Raw genomic sequence first — 1,331 nt, forward strand, 5'->3', positions numbered from 1 at the left:
AGCAATAGGCTATACATTAGCTTTCACCTAGTGATACGATGTATGCGATATGGTCTTGTAGCTGATTCAGATCACGGAACACTAGCTTGACGTACTGGTATTCACCTTCATCATCATAACCAGAGTAGTTAATCACGAAGCCGTTGTTCGCAATGTCTACGTTGAAGTCTTCGATTCTCTTAGTTACAGGCATAGTAGCTCCTATGTGTTGGCCTCCCCTGTAGGACTCGAACCTACAGCCTTCTGATTAGAAGTCAGATGCTCTATCCAGTTGAGCTAAGGAGAGTTATCATTAATGTATGAGACTTACTGGTATATGTCAAGGTTGTTGATGTGCATTTCTAACTCTTCGTAACCACCGATATGGAAGCCATTGGTGTCAAATACCTGTGGTACTGTAGTTAGGTCTGTCTTTAAGAGCAATGTCTTGACCCACATCTCTTCGTAGATGTCTACCTTCTGGTACTCAATACCTGTCTCATACAACAGGTCCATTGCCTTATTACACCACAAGCAGTTAGGTCTGCTGATTACTGTGTAGCTCATTTGCTTTCCTTTTGAGTGTTTCCATATGCTTCTTGGCCCAAGCCCTTGCATCTTCGGGCAGGGTTTCTTTTGTAAATGCTGCTATAAAAGATATTGCACCACTGTTTGCAGCAACATAAATACCCTCCTCAGGCCAGTTTACTTTTGTGTAATCTAGGTGTTCAACGTAGCGTAGTATCTTCATAGCATCCCTATGTTAAGAAAAGAGCAGTTTTGTAACATGCTCAGGTTAGTATGTTAACGGATTGGACATGCACCTGTAGCACAGGCTTCATCCGACAGGTCGTCAGTAGTACCAAGGGCAGTCAAGTCTACAGGCTGTAGGGTGTTGACGTAATCGTAGTACTTCTCTTTAGTGACAACCTCCTGAGGCAGGTAGGCATAGCCCAAGTCCTCAGCAGTCTTTGTTGGATCGTTACGGTAGATGAACGATACACCTACGTAGCTATCCCAGTTCTCCAGAATCCACCCTACGATTGCTTCAATCTCAGATGGGTCATAAGAGATAGTCACAGAACAGTTGTGGTCTACGTAGTTGTCCATCATGAACTTGTAGCGATCTAGCTGATCGATAGCTGACTCGATGTTCACTTCCTTGCCATCAACTACATCAAACTTAACGTCTTCGTATGCGACAGGGAATGTCACTAGCACCGAGTCAGACTCGAATGGTTTGTCAAACACGTTGTAACCAGCAGCACGAAGGGTTGGGATAATCTCGTCATGCTTAGAGAACGTCACGTTGTTGAAGATGTACTTACCGAGTGGCTTGTGTACACCCTCAG

At 44.3% G+C, this 1,331-nt stretch carries 3 protein-coding genes and 1 tRNA gene; all 4 read right to left on the reverse strand.

The features are described 5' to 3' along the window. Positions 1-209: 209 nt before the first annotated feature. Positions 210-286: transfer RNA gene (locus AC1QQ2_RS14210), tRNA-Arg, on the reverse strand. 20 nt (positions 287-306) lie between these two features. Beyond that, positions 307-597 (reverse strand): glutaredoxin domain-containing protein, encoded by a 291-nt coding sequence (locus tag AC1QQ2_RS14215; RefSeq protein WP_479713625.1) that lies wholly within the window; start codon positions 595-597, stop codon positions 307-309. Then, positions 518-730 (reverse strand): hypothetical protein, encoded by a 213-nt coding sequence (locus AC1QQ2_RS14220; protein ID WP_479713627.1) that lies wholly within the window; start codon positions 728-730, stop codon positions 518-520. Before AC1QQ2_RS14220 ends, AC1QQ2_RS14215 begins: the two co-directional genes overlap by 80 nt. 53 nt (positions 731-783) lie before the next feature. Further along, on the reverse strand, positions 784-1,331 hold a 548-nt coding region (locus tag AC1QQ2_RS14225; RefSeq protein ID WP_479713626.1), incomplete at its 5' end, for a hypothetical protein.

It is taken from the genome of Aestuarium sp. (assembly GCF_023253315.1).
Taxonomy (GTDB): Bacteria; Pseudomonadota; Alphaproteobacteria; order Rhodobacterales; family Rhodobacteraceae; genus Marivivens; species Marivivens donghaensis.